This is a genomic window from Mesoflavibacter sp. SCSIO 43206, assembly GCF_019904215.1.
Taxonomy (GTDB): Bacteria; Bacteroidota; Bacteroidia; order Flavobacteriales; family Flavobacteriaceae; genus Mesoflavibacter; species Mesoflavibacter zeaxanthinifaciens.
In genome coordinates this window covers 1353844-1375257 of sequence record NZ_CP063201.1, presented here as the reverse complement: position 1 = coordinate 1375257, position 21414 = coordinate 1353844, and the positions used below count along the sequence as shown (strand labels likewise).

General features: G+C 31.7%; 19 protein-coding genes. 5 read left to right on the top strand and 14 right to left on the bottom strand.

Translation table 11 applies throughout. The annotated features are described in order from the left end of the window. Positions 1 to 3: 3 nt before the first annotated feature. From INR78_RS06425 to uvrC, 5 genes are all read right to left on the bottom strand, one after another. Positions 4 to 783: a DUF3108 domain-containing protein gene (locus INR78_RS06425; protein ID WP_027879596.1), complete on the bottom strand. Its 780-nt coding sequence runs from the start codon at positions 781 to 783 to the stop codon at positions 4 to 6. A gap of 144 nt (positions 784 to 927) precedes the next feature. Next, the gene (gene hppD / locus INR78_RS06420) at positions 928 to 2088 is read right to left on the bottom strand and encodes a 4-hydroxyphenylpyruvate dioxygenase (protein ID WP_223077951.1); all 1161 of its coding nucleotides are present in this window, start codon (positions 2086 to 2088) and stop codon (positions 928 to 930) included. Positions 2089 to 2101: 13 nt separating this feature from the next. Then, entirely contained in the window at positions 2102 to 3256 is a 1155-nt protein-coding gene (locus INR78_RS06415) for a homogentisate 1,2-dioxygenase (protein ID WP_106677236.1), read from the bottom strand. Positions 3257 to 3473: 217 nt separating this feature from the next. Then, positions 3474 to 5708 (bottom strand): patatin-like phospholipase family protein, encoded by a 2235-nt coding sequence (locus INR78_RS06410; protein ID WP_223077950.1) that lies wholly within the window; start codon positions 5706 to 5708, stop codon positions 3474 to 3476. Continuing rightward, on the bottom strand, positions 5705 to 7498 hold the full coding sequence (gene uvrC, locus INR78_RS06405) for an excinuclease ABC subunit UvrC (protein WP_027879600.1): 1794 nt from the start codon (positions 7496 to 7498) through the stop codon (positions 5705 to 5707). The genes INR78_RS06410 and uvrC overlap by 4 nt, the downstream gene beginning before the upstream one ends. A gap of 138 nt (positions 7499 to 7636) precedes the next feature. Here uvrC and INR78_RS06400 point away from each other — a divergent pair, with 138 nt between their 5' ends. From INR78_RS06400 to INR78_RS06385, 4 genes are read left to right on the top strand one after another with little or no spacing between them, the layout of a single operon-like run. Next, the gene (locus INR78_RS06400; protein WP_027879601.1) at positions 7637 to 8056 is read left to right on the top strand and encodes a RimK/LysX family protein; all 420 of its coding nucleotides are present in this window, start codon (positions 7637 to 7639) and stop codon (positions 8054 to 8056) included. Then, entirely contained in the window at positions 8053 to 8931 is an 879-nt protein-coding gene (rimK, locus tag INR78_RS06395) for a 30S ribosomal protein S6--L-glutamate ligase (protein WP_106677232.1), read from the top strand. The genes INR78_RS06400 and rimK overlap by 4 nt, the downstream gene beginning before the upstream one ends. Continuing rightward, a complete protein-coding gene (locus tag INR78_RS06390; protein WP_223077949.1) occupies positions 8931 to 9902 on the top strand; it encodes a succinylglutamate desuccinylase/aspartoacylase family protein in 972 nt (323 codons plus the stop codon). The genes rimK and INR78_RS06390 overlap by 1 nt, the downstream gene beginning before the upstream one ends. Before the next feature lie 6 nt (positions 9903 to 9908). Then, complete coding sequence (locus tag INR78_RS06385; RefSeq protein ID WP_223077948.1) at positions 9909 to 10472, top strand: 5-formyltetrahydrofolate cyclo-ligase; 564 nt, start codon at positions 9909 to 9911, stop codon at positions 10470 to 10472. On the opposite strand, the gene INR78_RS06380 is transcribed toward INR78_RS06385, so the two are convergent. The 9 genes from INR78_RS06380 to panC all read right to left on the bottom strand — a co-directional run bounded on the left by INR78_RS06380 (position 10469) and on the right by panC (position 20474). Then, on the bottom strand, positions 10469 to 11095 hold the full coding sequence (locus INR78_RS06380; protein WP_223077947.1) for a lipoprotein signal peptidase: 627 nt from the start codon (positions 11093 to 11095) through the stop codon (positions 10469 to 10471). The genes INR78_RS06385 and INR78_RS06380 overlap by 4 nt on opposite strands. A gap of 67 nt (positions 11096 to 11162) precedes the next feature. Beyond that, positions 11163 to 11780 carry a hypothetical protein gene (locus INR78_RS06375; RefSeq protein ID WP_223077946.1) on the bottom strand — a complete coding sequence of 206 codons (618 nt, stop codon included), beginning with the start codon at positions 11778 to 11780 and terminating at the stop codon, positions 11163 to 11165. A gap of 75 nt (positions 11781 to 11855) precedes the next feature. Beyond that, complete coding sequence (locus INR78_RS06370; RefSeq protein ID WP_027879607.1) at positions 11856 to 12239, bottom strand: TraR/DksA C4-type zinc finger protein; 384 nt, start codon at positions 12237 to 12239, stop codon at positions 11856 to 11858. A 5-nt stretch (positions 12240 to 12244) separates the two neighbouring features. Further along, positions 12245 to 15649, bottom strand: coding sequence for an isoleucine--tRNA ligase (ileS, locus tag INR78_RS06365; protein ID WP_223077945.1), 3405 nt, complete (start codon positions 15647 to 15649; stop codon positions 12245 to 12247). 113 nt (positions 15650 to 15762) lie between these two features. Then, positions 15763 to 17124, bottom strand: coding sequence for a DNA repair protein RadA (radA, locus tag INR78_RS06360; protein ID WP_223077944.1), 1362 nt, complete (start codon positions 17122 to 17124; stop codon positions 15763 to 15765). Then, positions 17124 to 18269 (bottom strand): alpha/beta hydrolase, encoded by a 1146-nt coding sequence (locus INR78_RS06355; protein ID WP_223077943.1) that lies wholly within the window; start codon positions 18267 to 18269, stop codon positions 17124 to 17126. Before INR78_RS06355 ends, radA begins: the two co-directional genes overlap by 1 nt. Positions 18270 to 18304: 35 nt before the next feature. Then, positions 18305 to 19261: a lysylphosphatidylglycerol synthase transmembrane domain-containing protein gene (locus tag INR78_RS06350; RefSeq protein WP_223077942.1), complete on the bottom strand. Its 957-nt coding sequence runs from the start codon at positions 19259 to 19261 to the stop codon at positions 18305 to 18307. Next, a complete protein-coding gene (gene panD / locus INR78_RS06345) occupies positions 19262 to 19612 on the bottom strand; it encodes an aspartate 1-decarboxylase (RefSeq protein ID WP_027879612.1) in 351 nt (116 codons plus the stop codon). A gap of 13 nt (positions 19613 to 19625) precedes the next feature. After that, the gene (gene panC, locus INR78_RS06340) at positions 19626 to 20474 is read right to left on the bottom strand and encodes a pantoate--beta-alanine ligase (RefSeq protein ID WP_223077941.1); all 849 of its coding nucleotides are present in this window, start codon (positions 20472 to 20474) and stop codon (positions 19626 to 19628) included. 120 nt (positions 20475 to 20594) lie between these two features. Here panC and INR78_RS06335 point away from each other — a divergent pair, with 120 nt between their 5' ends. Next, positions 20595 to 21404: a glycogen/starch synthase gene (locus INR78_RS06335; protein WP_027879614.1), complete on the top strand. Its 810-nt coding sequence runs from the start codon at positions 20595 to 20597 to the stop codon at positions 21402 to 21404. Positions 21405 to 21414: the final 10 nt, after the last annotated feature.

The window sequence follows — 21414 nt, the reverse complement described above, 5'->3', positions numbered from 1 at the left end:
CGATTAATCTTCTACTAATATTTTAAATTGATGCTTTAGCCCTTTAAAAGCTTCTAAATCTGCTCTTAATGATCCTACAGCAAGGTCTGCTTTGATGCGCAAAGGTATTTTATTTTTATCATTAGATACCCAAAGTGTTAAACTTTCTTCTTCTTTAAATACACGACCAGCCATTACATAGGGTCTAAATATTAAAGCATCTACTTCTCCAAATTTTGTATCTAAATTTTCTCTACCCAAATACTTCAGTTTAAAACCATAATTTTCTTCGTCAAAAAACATATCTAACTTAACCTCATCGCCTACTTTTAAATTTTTGGTGTCTATATTATTTCTTAAATAATAAAAAGTTGACACCATATCTTGGATGTTTGGTTTTGTTGTAAATGACTTTTTAGTATTATGTTTTTTATTATGTACTAGTGCTTCTTTTTTGTCTTGATCAAAAGTGATTTCGATATCTTTTTTATGTCCTCCTTCATCAATTTTTCTGATAAACTTATAAGGCACAATAGATCGTTTATCAAAATAACTTTCATACCTATCCTCTACTTTAAAAAACCATTTTATTGCTCCTGTTGTCCAGCCTTTACCAACAACATGATACACTTGTTTTCCGTCTAAAACGGTTTCATTTACTTGTAGTGTGGCATTACCTGCTTTTAAAAAACCGCTATAGCTCATTTTAAATTTAAACCATTCGCCTTTTTTAAAAGATGACTCTTGTGCATTAGTTAATTGCAATGCTAAGAGACATATTATAATTGGTAAAATTCTTTTCATAACATATTGTATTTGTAACACTTAATTAGCTTAAACATCTTTATTTAAATGTAGTATTACAATTACTATTCCAAAAATATAAAACAAAAAAATGCCATCTATACATTTGATGGCATTTTTTTATTATTAAAAAGTAAACATATATTAAAGTGTACCTCTTTTTGCTTGCTCTCTTTCTATAGACTCAAACAAAGCTTTAAAGTTACCTGCTCCAAAACCACGTGCGCCCATACGCTGTATGATTTCAAAGAATAATGTTGGTCTGTCTTCTACAGGTTTTGTGAAAATTTGAAGTAGATATCCTTCATCATCGGCATCTATCATAATACCTAAACCTCTAAGTGTTTCGATATCTTCTCTTAGCTCGTGACTAAATTCTTCTAATCTTCCTGGTACTGCTTTATAATATTCTTCTGGTGGCGTTGATAAAAACTCTACACCTCTTGCTTTTAATTGTGATACTGTTGTAATAATATCGTCTGTTGCAACAGCTATATGTTGCACACCTGGTCCTTCGTAAAAGTCTAAATATTCTTCAATTTGAGAACGTTTTATACCTTCGGCTGGCTCATTGATAGGGAATTTTATACGACCATTACCATTACTCATCACTTTACTCATTAAAGCAGAATATTCGGTATGAATTTGTTTGTCATCAAAAGATAAAAAGTTAACAAAGCCCATTACATCTTCGTACCATTTTACCCAAGTATTCATTTCTCCCCAACCTACATTTCCTACCATATGGTCTATGTATTTTAGACCTACTGGTTCTGGATTGTAATCGCTTTCCCATTTTTCGAAACCAGGTAAAAATTGTCCGTTGTAGTTTTTACGTTCTACAAACATATGAACGGTTTCTCCATAGGTATAAATACCTGCTCTAACTACTTCACCGAATTCATCTTTTTCAACCGTTGGTTCCATAAAAGATTTTGCACCTCTTTTTGTAGTTTCTTCATAAGATTTTCTTGCATCTTCAACCCAAAGCGCTACAACCTTTACACCATCACCGTGTTTTACTATATGATCATTAATTGGTGATTTACTGTTTAAAGGTGTTGTTAAAACAAGTCTTATTTTGTCTTGTTTTAAAACATAACTTACAGACTCTTTAGAGCCTGTTTCTAATCCTTTGTAAGCATAAGATTGAAATCCAAATGCTGTTTTATAAAAATGTGCTGCTTGTTTTGCATTACCTACGTAAAACTCTACGTAATCTGTACCTAAAAGCGGAAGAAAATCTTGCGCGCCATCAAATATTTTTTCTAAACCGTAATCTACTGATTTTATTTCTTTACTCATTGTTTGTCTTTATTTATAACCAAGATTTAAAATAATCTTCGTCTGCTATTTTTAATGCTTCTTCTGTTACTTGTAACGGTTTAAATGTGTCAACCATTACTGCTAATTCGTCTGTTTTAACTTTTCCTATGCTTCGTTCTACAGCACCAGGATGTGGTCCATGTGGTATACCTGCTGGATGCAAACTAATGTGACCTGCATCAATATCATTACGACTCATAAAATCTCCGTCTACGTAATACAATACCTCATCACTATCTATATTACTATGATTATATGGTGCAGGAATTGAGTCTGGATGATAATCGTATAATCTTGGCACAAAACTACAAACTACAAATGCGTCTGTTTCAAAAGTCTGATGTACTGGTGGCGGTTGATGTATACGTCCTGTTATTGGCTCGAAATCATGTATAGAAAATGCATATGGATAGTTGTAACCATCGTAACCTACAACATCAAAAGGATGTGTTGCATAAACCATATCAAAAATATCATCTTGTTTTTTTACTTTGATTAAAAACTCTCCTTCTTCATTATAAGTTTCTAACTCTTGTGGTTGACGCAAATCGCGCTCGCAAAATGGAGAATGCTCTAATAATTGACCAAACCAGTTACGGTAACGTTTTGGAGTGTAAATCGGTCTTCTTGACTCTACAATAAATAACCTATTATCTTCTGTATCAAAATCTAGTTTGTAAATTATACCTCTTGGTACTAATAGATAATCTCCGTATTTAAAATCTAAATTACCTAGCATAGTACGTAACTTACCTGTTCCTTTATGGATAAAAATAAGCTCGTCTGCATCAGTATTTTTATAAAAATAATCTTTAGTAGATTGTTTTGGCGCAGACAGTATAATACTACAATCACTATTAGTTAATACTGTTTTTCTGCTTTCTAAATAATCATTTTCTGGTTTTACTTGAAAACCTCTAAACCTATAAGATTGTATATTATTTGATTTGGCTATTTTAGGTGCTACACTGTATTGCTTTTTAATTGCTTTTACTTTTGTAGGCGCATGCTCGTGATATGAATTTGTAGACATACCATCAAAGCCAATAGTACCAAATAGTTGCTCTGAATATAGAGACCCATCAGGTTTTCTAAACTGTGTATGGCGTTTAGGCGGTATCTTGCCTAATTTATGATAAAATGGCATTTTTAATATTTTTTATTAATGAAATATTAGAACTACGTCTAATTGTTTGATAGCTAAGATAATTGAATACTATTCTGGATTTCTTTTAATAAGAAATTTTAAGTGAGATAATAAATGCATCCAAATAGTATTCATATACTTCAAATATCGTATTTTTTTTAGAGTTTTGAAAGTCTTTTTTGTTAAGATTAAACAAACTGATTTTCAAAAACTTAACTTAAAACCAATATCCTAAATTAAAAAACCAAAATCCTTTTTTTGTATCAGGAGAATATGTGTATTTAACTTCTATAGGACCTAAAAAACTCTCTAAAGAGTATCCAACAGCATAGCCAGAGTATTGTGGCCAAGATAACCACTCTCCATCATCAAATAATCTATCTTCAACATTGGCGTAATTTGCTGCCAATATTAAATGGTTTTTTGGCACAAAATTATAATCTAAACTTACAGATCCTTTGATATAAGAGTCTGCAGCAATACTTAAAAAATCATAACCATAAAAAGGTTTAAAATTATTTATAAAGTCATTACCATAACCACCTAATACAAAGTCTAAAAATCTATTTGCTTTAGGGTTGATCTTAAAACCTCCATCTGATGTAATATTAAAAGATAATTTATCTGTTGCTCTAAAAGCATAACCTACTTCTGCTTTTAGGATTGAAAAAGGGGAAAAATCTCCTCCAAAATCTGATGAATATAAGTAGTAATTACCTTGTGCGTTAAAGTACATTCCTCTTGTAGGAAAGTATTTGCTATCATAAGAATCAAACTTAAGACTACCAAAAACACTTAAATAATTACTATTTTCAAAAACAGTTTCTTCTTCATCTTCTTCAGTAATTATTGTTTCTGTTTTTACTTTTAGTTTTTTATGTTCTGCACCGATAGTAAACACTAAATCATTTCTAAACAACGTTTGAAAAAAGAATTGATTGGTAAAATCTGATAATTCTGCATTAATTTTATTTACTCCTGCACTTGATATTTCTAATTCAGACAGAAAAGCAGAAGACACAACTCCGTTATCAAACTCGCTAAATCTAGAGTTAACTCCTATACTCCAATAAATTCCTTTATCAATAAAATAATCAAAATTATATCTTACATGATCACCTACTATAAAATCTAAAGAAGCCACATCATTTTTTAACAAAAACTGCTTTTTAGTAATATTAGCTAAAATGGCACTTTTATATAAATCGTCGTAATGTAAAGCAAACTTTAAGAAAGTGGTTTTTTTAGATTCTCTTACTTTAGTTATTAACTTATAACCATCGTCTTCTTCTGGCTTAAGCTCATAAAAGAAATTATCAAAGTTATTAGTAGCCACTAAATTATTTGCTCCCAAAGTAAGATCTTTATAAGCTATTTTAGAATATGGTCTTAACTGAAGTTTACCTAACACATAAGACCTGGTGTATTTTTCTAAACCGTGAGTTTCTATATAATTAAGCCTAATGCTATCTGGAGATTTTTGTATTTGTGTTTTTATTCTTGGTTTAATCTGTTTGTCTTTTAATTGATTTAGTTGTTCTAAATTTTGCAAAGCAGCTTTTTCTCCATTATCAATAATCTCTCTTCCATCATCAAAAGAGACAACTGTAAATTTAGATATATCTGGTTTAATGTATATGTCTGTTTCTTCAGACTTTTTAACCATATCATTTATGGTTCTAAAATTATTTATTTGAAATAATATTGCTGGTGCAGAAGATAAATCTGTACGATTTGCTAAACCATCTTGTACATCTACGCCAATAATTATATCTATTCCTTTAGCTCTTAACTCTTCTATGGGATAGTTATTGACTACTCCACCATCTATTAATAATTGATCTTTAATTAAAACAGGTTCAAATAATGAAGGAAAAGCGCCGCTTGCTTTAACTGCTTGTGCCAAATTACCTTTATCTAGCACAACTTGTTTACCAGTTTCTACATCTGTTGCGATACAGAAAAAAGGTATAGGAAGCTCACTAAAATCTTTTTTATTACAAACATTAATTAAAAGCTTACTTAATAAATTAAAAGTGTTTTGTCCTTTTGAGAGTGCAGAAGGCAATTTCATCTTAAAATTATCAAATGGTAAGGTTACTGCGTATTTTTCTGAAATTTCCCTCTCATAATTAGATTTGGCTTCTCTTGGCAGTTTGTCTGTTATAATATTATCAAAATTTACGCCTTGAAAAATAGAATCTAGCTGTTTACCAGAATAACCTGATGCGTATAAAGAACCAATAATTGCTCCCATACTTGTTCCTGCAACATAATCTACCCTTATTCCTAGACTATCAATAACTTTTAAGGCTCCAATATGTGCAAATCCTTTAGCGCCTCCACCGCTTAAAACTAGACCTACTTTTGGTTCTTTTATATTTTTTTCTTGGGCATTAACAACTGTATTTACAGTTAGTAATAGCAAAATAGCGATGATAAATGGTTTCATTCTTTATGGTAATGGTTGTAAATTTTTGATGCTCTAGATACGCCTACTACTTCTTCTAACTCATCTAGTTTTGCATTAGCTATTCTTTTGGTTGATTTAAATTTTTTAAGTAACTCTACAATAGTTTTTTCGCCAATACCTGGTATCGTATCTAAAGCACTATTTAACGCATTTTTACTTCGTCTATTACGGTGATGCTCTATACCAAATCTATGAGCTTCGTTACGTAATTGTTGTATAATCTTTAGCGTTTCGCTTTTTTTATCTAAATATAACGGAATTGGATCGTTTGGATAAAATAATTCTTCTAAACGTTTTGCAATTCCTATTATAGCAATTTTCCCTCTTAAACCTAAAAGATCTAAACTTTTTAATGCTGAAGATAATTGTCCCTTACCTCCATCTATTATTATTAACTGCGGTAACGGTTGTTCTTCTTCTAATAACCGCTTGTAACGACGGAAAACAACTTCTTCCATAGATGCAAAATCGTCTGGTCCTTCTACTGTTTTAATATTAAAATGGCGGTAATCTTTTTTGCTTGGTTTACCGTTTTTAAAGACTACACAAGCCGCAACTGGATTAGTCCCTTGTATGTTAGAGTTATCAAAACACTCAATATGTCTTGGCTCTTCAGATAATCTTAAATCGGCTTTCATTTGTGCCATTATCCTATTGGCGTGACGATCTGGATCTGTGATCTTTATTTGTTTAAAACGCTCCATTCTATAATACTTTGCGTTTCTTAAAGACAGATCTAAAATGTGTTTTTTGTCTCCTAGTTGTGGTACTGTTACTTTAATTTCTTCACCTATATTTACCTTAAAAGGTACGTAAATTTCTTTTGATTTAGAGTTGAAACGTTCTCTTATTTCAACAATTGCTAATTCTAATAACTCTTTATCGGTTTCGTCTAACTTTTTCTTTATTTCTAAAGTGTGAGACCGGATGATGGATCCATAAGATATCTGAAGAAAATTGATATAGCCAAAACTCTCGTCACTAACAATAGAAAATACATCTACATTACTTATTCTTGGGTTTATAATTGTAGATTTTGCCTGATAATTTTCTAAAACTTCAATTTTTTCTTTAATGCGTTGCGCATCTTCAAACTGCATTTTTTCGGCATAATCCTTCATTTGCTGTTTAAATTGTCCTAAAGAGTCTTTAAAGTTTCCTTTAATTATTTCGCGAATTGCCTTTATATTTTCTTGATAATCTTCTTCGGTTTGATAGCCTTCACAAGGACCTTGACAGTTTCCTAAATGATATTCTAGACATACTTTATACTTACCGTCTTCTATTTTATCTTCGGCTAAATCATAATTACAAGTTCGTAATTGATACAATCCTTTTATTAAATCTAATAAGGTATGTACGGTTTTCATACTTGTGTAAGGCCCAAAATATTCGCTTCCATCTTTGATTAAACGACGTGTTGGAAATACACGTGGAAAACGTTCTTTTTTGATACAAATCCATGGATAAGATTTATCGTCCTTTAACAATACATTGTAACGCGGTTTATGCTTTTTTATCAGATTGTTTTCTAATAGTAAAGCATCCGTTTCAGTTTCAACAACAATAAATTTGATGTCTGCAATACGTTTTACTAAAACTCTTGTTTTACCACTATCATGTGTTTTTGTAAAATAAGAACTTACACGTTTTTTAAGATTTTTTGCTTTACCAACGTAAATTATATTACCTTCTTTGTCGTAATACTGATAAACACCAGCAGATTCTGGAATGGTTTTTAATTGAATATCTAAGTTGGTTTTACTCATAAATTAATAGTAAATAGGTGTAAAGTCTAGTGGTACTCAAAGGTAATTATTTAATAGTTTTTAATTAAAAACTTTAACCAAAATTAAATTTTAAGCAATGTTATATTTACTACATTGCGCGACTTTTAAATAAAAAAAATGACAAAGAAAATTATAGGAAGAACAGATTGTATAGACTTCCCTAAATTAAATTTATTAAACATTAATTGTAAGATAGATACTGGCGCTTACACATCAAGCATACATTGTTCTAACATTACACTTACTGACCAAGGTTTACTTTGCTTTTTTGATGATAATAAAACCGAAAAATCAGAGCCTGTTTTATTTAAAGAGTACAGTTTAACCGATGTAAAAAGCAGTAATGGCTTTGTAGAAAACCGATACAAAATAAAAACTGATGTTGTTTTTTTTGGTAAAACCTACAAGATTAACTTAACTTTAAGCACAAGAAGCGACATGAGGTTTCCTGTTTTAATAGGCAGGCAATTTTTAAAACGAAAATTTTTAGTTGATGTCGATTTACAAAACCAATCATTTAATAAAAAAGTAGAATGAATATAGTTATTCTATCGCGCAACGCAGGTTTATACTCAACAGATAGATTAGTTGAAGAAGCCGAAAATAGAGGTCATAAAGTAGAAGTTATAGACCCTTTAAAATGCGATATTATTATTGAAAAAGAAAAACCAACAATTTACTATAAAGATCGCTATTTAGATTACGTAGATGCAGTTATACCACGTATTGGCGCTTCGGTTACATTTTATGGTTGTGCAGTAGTAAGACAATTTGAAATGATGGGTGTATTTACTACAGTAACTTCAGATTCTATCCTACGATCAAGAGATAAATTAAAAAGTTTACAACGTCTTAGTAAAAGAGGAATTGGCATGCCTAAAACAGTATTTACCAACTATTCTAGAGATGTAGAAGAAGTTATAGACCATGTTGGTGGCGCGCCTGTAATCATTAAACTTTTAGAAGGTACACAAGGTCTTGGTGTTGTTTTAGCCGAAACTAAAAATGCTGCCGAATCTGTTCTAGAAGCTTTTAATGGGTTACAAGCTAGAGTTATTGTACAAGAATTTATTAAAGAAGCCAAAGGTGCAGATCTTAGAGCTTTAGTAGTAGATGGTCAAGTTGTTGGCGCAATGAAACGCCAAGGTAAAGAAGGCGAATTTAGATCTAATTTACATCGTGGTGGTAGCGCAAAAATCATAAAACTTTCTGAAGCAGAACTTCGTCTTGCCATGAATGCTTCTAGAGCATTAAAACTTCCCGTTTGCGGCGTAGACATGCTACAATCTGAAAGAGGACCTTTACTGCTAGAAGTAAACTCTACACCAGGATTAGAAGGCATAGAAAAAGCTACAGGAAAAAATATTGCTAAAAGCATTATCACTTATTTAGAACGAAACAGTAACGCTTAATGATTTATCAACAAAAGGACTTACATATTTTAGATGAAATTATTAAACCAGGTAAAAGTGCAGAACTAAGCTTTAATGTTGCACATTTACACACACGTACTCCAGTAGATGTTCCTGTTATTATAGAACGCTCTAAAAAACCTGGACCTACAGTTTTGTTTACTGCTGGCATACATGGCGACGAAGTAAATGGTATTGAAATTGTACGTCAATTAATTTCAAAAGGAATAAATAAACCTAAAGTTGGGACCACAATTTGTATTCCTGTTTTAAACATCTTTGGATTTATTAATATGGAACGCGAATTTCCTGATGGTAGAGACTTAAATCGTGTTTTTCCTGGAATAAAAAATGGCTCTTTAGCCAGTCGTGTTGCTCATACTTTAGTAAACGAAATTATACCTGAAGTAGACTTTATTGTCGATTTTCATACCGGTGGCGCTTTTAGGTTTAATGCACCTCAAATACGTATTGCTCCTGGTAATGAAGATGATGATGTTATGGCAGAAATATTTGGAGCGCCATTTATTTTGTACTCTAAAAACCTAAACAAATCATTTAGAAAAACATGTAACGAACTTGGTAAACCTATCCTTCTTTTTGAAGGCGGAAAATCGTTTCATATAGACAAAACAGTCACTAACACAGGTGTTAATGGCGCCAAACGCATCCTAAATCACTTTGGCATGCTAAGAAAAAAATATAATGTTTCTGAGCCTAAAAAAGCATGTATAAAAATATTAGATAGCAAATGGCAACGCGCTAGCTTTTCTGGTATGTTTAAAGCTAATGTAGATTTAGGGCAGTATATAAAAGAAGGTGACACCATTGGTAATATTACAGATCCTTACGGAAAATTTAATCATTTTGTAAAAGCTAAACATGATGGTTACGTGTTTAATATAAATGAATCTCCTATTGTTTATCAAGGTGATGCTTTATTTCATATTTCAACAGAAATAGTTAAATAATTAAAAATGAATAAAGCCCAATTACGCCAAAAATATAAAGCTTTAAGACAACAACTTACCGAAGAACAAATAGATCAATTTAGTATTGATATTGCTAACCAATTATTAAAACTATCTATTTGGGATTACAATATGTACCACATATTTTTAACTATTGAATCACAGAAAGAAATTCAAACCGAATTTATTTTAAATATCTTATCCGGAAAAGATAAAAACATAGCTATTTCTAAAAGCAATTTTGAAAGCAACACATTAACCAATTACCTGTTATCGGACAATACCACTTTAAAACTTAATCAATATAACATACCAGAGCCTGTTAGTGGTATTGAGATACCAAACCATAATATAGACGTTGTATTTATACCGCTTTTAGCTTTTGATTTAAAGGGAAATAGAGTTGGTTATGGTAAAGGATTTTACGATAACTTTTTATCCAATTGTAGACCAGACACTGTAAAAATAGGTTTATCTTTTTTTGAAGCTGAAGCTGAAATTAAGGATGCTTATGAAGGTGATATTGCTTTAGATTATTGTGTAACACCTGATAAGGTTTACAAATTCTAAGCATCTTCTGTTTTTGGAAACGCTTTTTTATTAAAGAAAATTAATATTCCAAAACCAATACTAATAGCTACGTCTGCAATGTTAAAAACAGGCTCAAAAAAAGTAAAGTATTTACCGCCAACACTTGGTATCCATTCAGGCAAATATCCTTGCCAAATCGGGAAGTATAACATATCTACTACCTTACCGTGCAACATACTATCGTAACCTTGTTCTGGCATAAATGTAGCTACTTGACCAATACTATCGTCAAATAAAACACCGTAAAACACAGAATCTAATATATTACCCAAAGCACCAGCAAACACAAAGATAAGTGCAACATTAAGCATTTTAGATTGCTGCCTTTTAATGCTATTATACAACCAATATCCAATACCAATAATTGCAAAAATCCTGAAGACAGTAAGACTAACTTTTGCAGTACGATCACTAATAAAAGGAAACAAATCACTTAGTTTTGTTCCCCAAGCCATACCGCTATTTTCTATAAAATAAATTTTAAACCAATCAAAAACAGCAACATCTTCTCCTAATACAAAATGTGTTTTTACATATATTTTACTTACTTGATCAATAAGTAAAATTAAGACGATAAAGATTGTAGCTTTTTTTAGGCTCATAAAGTATAGACTTGTCAACTATGCTTAGTTGACAAGGATTAGTTTTAAACAAAAATAGACTTATTTTTTAAATTTTAGAGACGTTTATATTACCGTTAACAGTTTGCAAATTTAATTGATATAATGCTAGTTTAAATTGCTTAACATCAACTATTCCTGTTTTACTTTTTGCAATGGTTTTTGCGTTATTTGTTTTAATATTAATAGTTCCGTTTATAGTATTTATTGTTGCATTACCAAAAAACGGATCTAACGTACAATTACCAGTTTTTAACTCTATAAATACATTTGGAAAGTGACCTTCTATTTTAGTTTGCGCAATATCACTTTTAATATTTAAATCAATAGGTTTTGGAATACTTAATTGCAACTCTACAGACAATACTTTATGCGCACTTAACTTGTCATTATCTGCTTTAAATAAAGGTTGAAAGTCTGTAGACAGTCTTAAAACACCTTGTTTAATACTATCGATTATCACTAAATTTTCGGAATGCTCGCCTTCAAATTTAACCAACAAATCAATAGTATTAGATTCACTATTCTTAATGTTTATTTTAAAAATTCCTTCACCATTAATATCAACTTTTTCAATTTGTTGTGCATTCCATTGCTTTTCAGTTTGCTTTTGAGCAACAGAAAAATGGACGACTAAAAGAAAAAATATAACGAGTTTGAATTTCAAAATATATAGAAATAAAAAACGCTTCAAAAAAGTATTGAAGCGTTAAATTATGTGATTTATGTGCTTAGCAATAGATTACTTTTGCATGTTTTTTGCTTCAATACTTAAGGTTGCGTGTGGCACAAGCTCTAAACGTTTTTTGTTTATTAACTTACCTGTCACACGACAGATACCATAGGTTTTATTCTCTATACGAATTAGCGCATTTTTTAAATCACGAATAAATTTCTCTTGTCTAATAGCTAATTGCGAGTTAGACTCTTTGCTCATTACTTCACTACCTTCGTCAAACGCTTTAAAAGTAGGCGAGGTATCGTCTGTACCATTATTATGATCGTTCATATAAGCACTTTTTATTAAGTCTAAATCGTGCTGTGCTTTATCGATTTTTTCTTGAATTAAAGCCTTGAACTCTGCTAAGTCTTTATCAGAGTATCTTACGTTTGTATCTGTTGCCATAATTTTTAATTTTTTTGAATAGACAATTTGGTATTTACGTCATCAAAAGCAATTTCTATACCATTGTCTATTTGGTTAATAATTTCAAGATTATCAGTTAAGGTTTCGGTCTTAATATAATCTAGATTGTTGTTAATAGCCTGCTCGATATTTTGGTCGTTTTGGATTTGTACAGTAATTCTATCTGTTACTTCAAATCCTGAGTCTTTACGTAGGTTTTGAATTCGATTTACTAATTCTCTTGCAATACCTTCTTCACGTAATGGTTCTGTAATAGTTACATCTAAAGCTACTGTTATTTTACCCTCGTTTGCAACTAACCAACCTTCAATATCTTGCGATGTTATTTCAACATCTTCACGTTGTAATGTAATAATTTTTCCATTACAATCGATGTCTAAAGTGTTATTTTGTTCAATATTTTTAATATCGTCTGCGCCAAGTTTTTGTATCTCACTAGCAATCAACTTCATATCTTTACCAAAACGTGGTCCAAGTACTTTAAAGTTTGGTTTTATTTGCTTAACTAAGATATCTGAAGCGTCTTCTAAAAGCTCGATTTCTTTAATATTAACCTCGTGTTTTATTAAGTTTTCTACCGCTTTTATTTCTTCTCTTTGCTGTGCAGAATCTACAGGGATCATAATTTTCTGTAGTGGCTGACGCACTTTAATTTTCTCTTTAGCTCTTAACGATAATACTAATGAAGAAATTGTTTGCGCATTCTCCATTTTTCGCTCTAAAGACTTATCTACAAAGCTTGCATCGTATTTAGGAAAATCTGAAAGGTGAACACTTTCAAACGTTTCTTTTTTAGTCACGCTATTTAAATCTAAATACAGCTTATCCATAAAAAATGGAGCAATTGGCGCGCCTAACTTTGCAATGGTTACCATACACGTATACAGCGTTTGGTAAGCCGAAATTTTATCGGTTTGGTAATCGCCTTTCCAGAAACGTCTTCTACTTAAACGCACGTACCAGTTACTTAAGTAATCTTGTGTAAAATCTGAAATAGCACGCGCTGCTTTTGTAGGCTCATATTCGGCATAATATTCGTCTACTTTTTGAATTAAAGTGTGTAATTCTGAAAGAATCCAACGGTCTAATTCTGGTCGTTCTGCTAAAGGAATTTCTGCTTCAGCATAACTAAATTTATCTAAATTGGTATATAAGCTGAAGAACGAATACGTATTGTACAACGTACCGAAAAACTTACGTTTTACTTCTTCTACACCTTCAATATCAAATTTTAAGTTGTCCCATGGATTAGCATTACCAATCATGTACCAACGTGTGGCATCTGCACCGTAATTATCTAAGGTTTCAAAAGGATCTACCGCGTTACCTAAACGCTTAGACATTTTTTGTCCGTTTTTATCTAAAACTAATCCGTTTGATACTACATTTTTATACGCTACAGAATCGAAAACCATAGTACCAATTGCGTGCAATGTGTAAAACCAACCTCGTGTTTGGTCTACACCTTCGGCAATAAAATCGGCAGGATAGGCTTCGTTATTATCAATTAAGTTTTTGTTTTCAAACGGGTAATGCCACTGTGCATAAGGCATTGATCCTGAATCAAACCAAACGTCTATCAAGTCGCTTTCGCGCTTCATTGGTTGACCAGAAGGCGACACTAACGTAATTTGATCTACAATGTTTTTATGTAAATCTATTTTATCGTAGTTGTCTTCAGACATATTACCAACTTCAAAGTCTTCAAAAATATCTTTTTGAAGTACGCCAGCGTTAACCGCTTTAGCCATTTCAGCTTTTAATTCTTCTACAGAACCGATGCAGATTTCTTCTTTACCGTCTTCTGTACGCCAGATTGGTAACGGAATTCCCCAATAACGTGAACGTGATAAATTCCAATCGTTTGCATTGGCTAACCAGTTACCAAAACGTCCTTCTCCAGTAGATTTTGGTTTCCAGTTAATGGTTGTATTTAACTCATGCATTCTATCTTTTACATCGGTTACTTTAATAAACCAAGAGTCTAACGGATAGTATAAAATTGGTTTATCTGTACGCCAACAGTTTGGATAGCTATGCTTGTATTTTTCTACTTTAAAGGCTTTGTTTTCTATTTTAAGTTTGATGGCAATTTCTACATCAACTGACTTTTCTGGTGCTTCGCCTTCTGCGTAATATTCATTCTTTACGTATTTACCAGCAAACTCAGTCACTTCTGGTCTAAATTTACCTTGTAAATCTACTAATGGCACCAAGTTATCATTCTCGTCTTTTACCAACATTGGTGGTATTTCTGGTGTAGCTTGTTTTGCCACTAAAGCATCATCTGCACCAAAGGTTGGCGCTGTATGTACGATACCTGTACCGTCTTCAGTCGTTACGAAATCTCCAGATATTACTCTAAATGCATTTTCAGGATTATCATTTGGTAATACGTAATCTAACAATTGTTCGTACTTGATACCAACTAGATCTTTTCCTTTAAATTCTTTTACAATGTAGAAAGGGATTTTCTTGTCTCCTTCTTTATATTCAATTAATTCTGGCTTTGTTTCAACTTGCTTATACTTACCGTCAAATTGTTTACCAACAAGGTTTTTAGCCAATATCACATTAATAGGTTTGAAGGTATATTGGTTATACGTTTCGACTAAAACGTAATCTATTTTTGGTCCAACGGTTAATGCTGTATTACTTGGTAATGTCCAAGGTGTTGTGGTCCAAGCTATAAAATGAATATCGCCTTCGTTTTGTAAAAAGTCTGGTAACGTATCTGCTACAGCTTTAAACTGCGCTACTACAGTTGTATCTGTTACATCTTGGTATGTTCCTGGTTGATTAAGCTCGTGAGAACTTAATCCTGTTCCTGCTTTTGGAGAATATGGCTGAATGGTATAGCCTTTATACAGCAATTCTTTATTGTAGATTTGCTTTAACAACCACCAAACACTTTCCATATATTTTGGTTTATAGGTAATGTATGGATCGTCCATATCTACCCAATACCCCATTTGTTGGGTTAGGTTATTCCAGATATCTGTGTAACGCATTACAGCTTTACGGCACGCTGCGTTATATTCTTCTACAGTAATTTTTTTACCAATATCTTCTTTGGTAATTCCTAACTCTTTTTCTACACCTAATTCTACTGGTAAACCATGTGTATCCCAACCTGCTTTACGCTTTACTTGGTAACCTTTCATGGTTTTATACCGTGGAAAAATATCTTTAATTGCACGTGCTAATACGTGGTGTACACCAGGTAAACCGTTTGCAGATGGTGGACCTTCAAAAAACACAAAAGGTTCTGCGTTTTCGCGTGAGGTTACACTTTTTTCGAAGATATTATTGTCTTCCCAATAGTTAAGAATTTCTTCTGCTACTTTTGGTAAGTTAAGTCCTTTATATTCAGGAAATCCAGTATTCATGTTTTCGTTTTTCTTATAAGAGTCGCGAAATTAATGAATTCTGTTTAAAAGTCTGATTTTTGAGCATAAAAAAAGCTTCAAATTGAAGCTCTTAAAGAAGGATTTTAATAATTCTAACTTAAAAAATCTACAATATCTTCAATTTTTGAAACCAATTGAATTTTTATTCCTTTAGGTTTAATAGTAATCTTATTGTATTTAGACACAAAAATGGTTGAAAAACCTAGCTTTTCAGCTTCGAGAATACGTTGCTCTACACGTTGTACTGGTCTAATTTCTCCAGATAGGCCAACTTCGGCAGCAAAACAAAAATCGGTTTGAAGTGGCTCGTCTTCATTTGAAGATAAAATAGCAGCTACTACTGCTAAATCTATTGCTGGATCATCAACATTAATACCTCCAGTTATATTTAAAAAAACATCTTTAGCGCCTAATCTAAATCCTGCACGCTTTTCTAAAACTGCCAATAACATATTTAAACGTTTGGCATTAAAACCTGTAGCACTTCGTTGTGGTGTACCATACACAGCTGTACTAACTAGCGCTTGTACTTCTATCATTAAAGGACGCATACCTTCTAAAGTTGCAGCAACTGCATTACCTGATAAAGCTTCGTCTTTTTGAGAAATTAAAATTTCGCTTGGGTTAGACACTTCTCTTAAACCAGATCCTTGCATCTCATAAATACCAAGCTCGTTTGTTGATCCAAAACGGTTTTTGTTTGCTCTTAAAATCCTGAATACATGGTTACGATCGCCTTCAAACTGAAGTACAGTATCTACCATATGTTCTAATATTTTTGGTCCTGCAATGTGACCATCTTTTGTAATATGTCCAATTAAGATTACTGGTGTATTGGTTTCTTTAGCAAACTTGATTAGCTCTGTAGTACATTCTTTAATTTGTGAAATGCTTCCGCTTGAACTTTCAATATAGTCACTATGCAATGTTTGAATGGAATCTACAATAACTATATCAGGTTCAATTGCTTCGATTTGCTTAAAGATATTTTGAGTTTTGGTTTCGGTTAAAATGTAGCAGGTTTCGTTTTTTGGATTAATACGTTCTGCTCTCATTTTTATTTGTTTCTGGCTTTCTTCACCAGAAATATACAACGTTTTGTAAGGTAATTTTAAGGACACTTGAAGCAGCAATGTACTCTTACCAATACCAGGTTCTCCTCCTAAAAGTGTTAAGGATCCTGGTACAATACCACCACCTAAAACACGGTTAAATTCGACGTCATTAGTATCCAATCTTACATCTTGAGACGAATCAATTTCTTTTAGTTTTAAAGGCTTTGAAACTCTTTTTGAAGTGTTGGATGTTGATGTTTTCCAATCGTTTTTTTCAGGCTTTTGCACCACTTCTTCTACAATGGTATTCCACTCTTTACAAGATGTACATTGACCTTGCCACTTAGAAAATTGCGTGCCACAATTTTGACAAAAAAACGTTGTTTTTACTTTAGCCATTAATACCCAAAGTCTGCTTTAATTTGTTCTGCTAATTCTAAAACTAAATCTTTTGTAATACCTCCTATTTCTTGTAAAACATATGCAGATTGATATGTTTTCATTGCTTTTTTAGACTTACCTGTTTCTTCGTAAAAACGTCCTAAATAATAATGTCCAAGTAAGGTATCTGGGTATTCTTTACGAGCTAAATTACCTAAATCTTCAAAGTATTCGTACTTTTCTTTTTTCTTAATCGCAGCTTCGATTGCTTTAAAATCGTTAATTAAAATTGGCTTTTTTATACCAAAAAGCGTTTCTATGGTTTCATATTTTTCTTTTAAATAATCTACCGGATTTCCTTCAAGATTTAGAACAGTTTCTTTGTATTCTTTTAAACTTATTGGTTGAAATACTAAGAATATTTTTTGTAAAGCTTTTGGGATAGCCTGCGCAGGTAAAGAATAATGTGTAGCGTCTGTAAAAACTTCAGAATGATCTAAAAGATTATCATTTTCTATTGAAGAAATACTTTTTGCTAACGCTTCGGTTTCTTCTTTAATGTTACCCTTATCATTGTTTGCTGCTGCTAAATAATAGAATATTTTTTGTTCTAATTTTGGCATTTTCTCTGTTAGATATGTTTTCATATCTGGTGCCAAACTTGGACTTAAACTAATATAAGCTTGATATAAAGGAACTCCTTTTAATAAATAGTAATTGATAAAGTTTGCTGTTTGCCCATGTCCAACTGCTACTTTAAAATTTTCTGTACGGAAATTTTTATCTATAAACGGAATAAGCTCCATACTTACAAACTCAAAAAAAGCAGCACCAGTCTCTATTGGTAACGAGTTTTGCTCGCTATAATAGCAATCTGCCTCACGTTTTTGATATTGATTTATTCCTACTACGATTGCTTCTGGCATATCTTCCCAATAGGCTGCATAATCTACGTTTCCTGCTACGATTTCAAATAAATAATCTCCATCAAAAACGACAACTACCGGATATTTTTTATCTGAAGTATCGTAGTTACGTGGTACTTGGATTTTTAGTTGACGAGATTCGCCTAACTTTTCAGAGTTTATTTCTTTATAAATGGTTTGGGATGTTAGCGTATTGCTTAAAACTAACGTTATTAGCAGTAATAAAAAACGTTTCATAAGGTTAATAGATTAAGTTTAGTGCAATGTACAAATTATTTGTTTCGGTTAAAAAAAGGAAGATACAATAAAGATAGTCCTCCTAAAACAAATATTAATAGAGTTTGGGATGTCCACATAATCCACCCAAATGCACGACTTGGATCTTCAGGTAAACCAAATAAAGTAAAAGCTATTACAATTGCTTCTGGGTATGACCCAATACCTCCGTTTGTTGCTGCTATACTAAAAGTAGCTAAAATAAACCCTATTAAAACAGCTCCAATAGACACATTACCTAGATCCTTTATAGCAAATGTGGTTATGTAAAACATTGAAATATACATAGCCCAAATAAAGAATGTATGGAAGATAAAAGCCCATTTCTTTTTCATTTTAAAGACACTTAACAAACCTTCTATTAATCCTTGAACAAAGGTTTTTATTTTTAAAGCTATTTTTGAGCTGCTTTTTTTGATATAAAGAATAAAAAGAAACGCTAAAATTATTAATCCTGAAAAAGCAATTATAAGCTTGGTTGGATTGAATTTTTCAGTAAAAAAATTAAAGATGAATTCAAATTGAAGCACTAGCGTAACTCCTATTATTAATAGCATGACTATAAAGTCTGCAACACGCTCTGCGACAATAGTCCCAAAACCTTTTTGAAAAGGCACACCTTCGTAATTTGTTAATACGGTTGCTCTTGCCACTTCGCCTGCTCGCGGTATAGTATAATTTATTAAATAAGCAGCAAAAACTGCCATTATACTATTACCCATTTTCACTTTATAACCCATTGGCTCTAACATAAACAACCAACGGTAAGCTCTTGACAAATGACTTAATAAACCAAAAATTACACCTAAAAAGATATAAAGATAATTGGCATTTTTAAAATATTCTAATAAGCCAGAGATTGATATTTTAGATAAAGAATACCAGATTAAAAAAACTCCCAATAAAATTGGGAGCACTATTTTTAAAACTTGTATTATCGGTCTTTTAGACATCTATTTTAGAAGATTTGTTGCTTCATCAGGAAATACTAATGATGGTTTAAACACCTTAGCCTCTTCAATATCCATAAAAGCATAAGTGATTAAAATTAACACATCTCCTGGAGATACTAATCTTGCTGCAGCTCCGTTTAAGGTTATTTCACCAGAATTACGTGGACCTGGTATTGCATAGGTCTCTAATCGTGCGCCATTATTATTATTTACAATCTGTACTTTTTCGCCTTGAATAATATTGGCTGCATCCATTAAATCTTCATCAATGGTTATACTTCCAATATAATTTAAGTCTGCACCTGTTACTTTTACACGATGAATTTTTGATTTTACTACTTGAATTTGCATGGGACAAAGATAATTAATTTAAAGCTATATTGTCAATTAGCCGAATTTTTCCTGCATATACTGCAATAAAAGCTCTGTATTGCTTGTTTTTAGATTTACGTTTTACTGTTTTTAGGGTTGCTTCGTCTGCTATGGTAAAATATTCCAACTCTAACAGTTCGTGATTAGCAAACTGATTTTCAACCCATTCTATAACTTTATTAGCACTTTTTGTGCCAAACTTTTCTTTGGCAGCTTTTAATGTCTTATAAATAAAAGGCGCTACTACCTTATGCTCTGGTTTTAATCTTGTGTTACGAGAACTTAACGCTAAACCATTAGCGTCTCGTTTAATTTTACAACCTACAATATTAACAGGTATATTATATTTTGAAACTAGCTTTTTTATAATTGCTAATTGCTGAAAGTCTTTTTCTCCAAAATAGGCATTATTAGGCTTTACTATATCAAACAAAAGTTTTACAATTGTTCCTACGCCATCAAAATGACCGTCTCTAAATTTACCTTCCATTTGATGTTCTAATCCATCAAAATTAAATTTTCGAGATTTAGTTTCACCTTCATAAATATCCTCTACCGTTGGTGCATAAACAATAATTTTGTCAGATAAAGTATTTAACAAGTCAACATCTTGTTGTAAATTTCGTGGATATTTTTTTAAATCTTCAGAGTTATCAAACTGTGTTGGATTAACAAAAATACTGACTACAACCAGATTATTATTAGCTAAAGCCTCTTCAACTAAACTTAAATGACCTTGATGTAATGCACCCATAGTTGGCACAAATCCAACGGTCGTATTTTCTTCCTTTAAAGAAGAAATCTTAGCATTAAGTTCGTCTTTTTTTCTAAAAATAATCATTGAATAATTATTGTTTATTATTTAATTAACGCATGCAAACTTAATCTTTTAGTGGCAATCTGCATAAAATTTTGTACTTTTGCGTGTTTTTTAATTTTAATTCTAAAAAGCTAGTAATTTATGAAAGATAAGAGGATATTATATGTATCATCTGAAGTGGTGCCTTATTTACCAGAAACTGAAATTTCGTCAATGTCGTTTGAAACACCTAGAATGGTGAATCAACAAGGAGGGCAAATAAGAATTTTTATGCCTAGATATGGCAATATAAATGAAAGAAGACACCAATTACATGAAGTAATACGCTTATCTGGAATAAACCTTGTTATTAACGATTTAGATATGCCTTTAATTATTAAAGTTGCATCTATACCCAAAGAAAGAATTCAGGTATATTTTATCGATAATGACGAATACTTTAAAAGAAAAGCAACATTTACAGATGAAAACGGTAACCTTTTTGAAGATAATGACGAACGCGCTATTTTCTTTGCAAAAGGAGTAATTGAAACTGTAAAAAAATTAAATTGGTCACCAGATATCATTCATGTACATGGTTGGCTAGCATCTCTATTACCATTATACTTAAAACAGTTTTATAAAGACGAACCTTTGTTTAATCAAAGTAAAATTGTAACATCTGTTTACAGCCAAAGCTTTGACGAGACGTTAAATAAGGATCTAATTAATAAAATAAAATTTGACGGTATAGAAGAAGACCAGATTAAGGTTTTAGAAAATCCTACATACTCAAACCTAATGAAGGTTGCAATAGACCAATCTGACGCTTTAATAGTTGGTTCTGAAGATATTCCTGAAGATTTAACAAAACATTTAAAAGATTCTAAAAAACCTGTCTTAGATTACCAACCGAAAGATGAATTTAGTGAAGCTTACACTAATTTTTACAATAATGACGTTTTAAGCTAATAAAAGCATA